1 protein-coding gene is annotated in these 488 nt (G+C 60.7%); it reads left to right on the top strand.

What is annotated here, in order from left to right; genetic code table 11:
- Positions 1–124: 124 nt before the first annotated feature.
- Positions 125–488: TIGR02453 family protein (locus EN885_RS33080; RefSeq protein WP_128335262.1), on the top strand; the 364-nt coding region annotated here is incomplete at its 3' end.

A 488-nucleotide genomic window follows, 5' to 3' on the forward strand; every position in this document is an offset into this window, starting at 1 on the left:
TTTCGGCAAAGACGGATCTGGTGGTCGCCGGGCCGGGTGCCGGCTCCAAGCTCAAGCTCGCCAGCGAACTCGGCATCGAGGTGATCGACGAGGATGGCTGGCTGGTACGGATCGGCAAGGCGTGATGGAAGGCGCATTCAAGGGTTTCGGCCCGAAAGCCATTCCGTTCCTGAAGGCGCTGGATTTCCACCAGAGCCGAGAGTGGTTTTTGGAGAACCGTGACCTGTTCGAACAGGAATTGCGCGATCCGCTCAGTGATCTCGTGGACACGCTGACCGAACGCTTCCAAGAGGCCGGGCTCGGCCTGCGCGGTGATCGCAAGAAGTCGCTGTTCCGCATCAATCGCGACGTGCGCTTCGCCAAAGACAAGCGGCCCTACAACAGGCATTTGTCGGCCATCCTGTCGCCCGACGGCACCAAGATGGAGCAGGGTGTGTTCTACGTGCATATCGGGCTTGAGCGCTGTTTTGCCGACATTGCCTGGTGGC

Source organism: Mesorhizobium sp. M6A.T.Cr.TU.014.01.1.1, from assembly GCF_004022765.1.
GTDB lineage: Bacteria > Pseudomonadota > Alphaproteobacteria > Rhizobiales > Rhizobiaceae > Mesorhizobium > Mesorhizobium mediterraneum.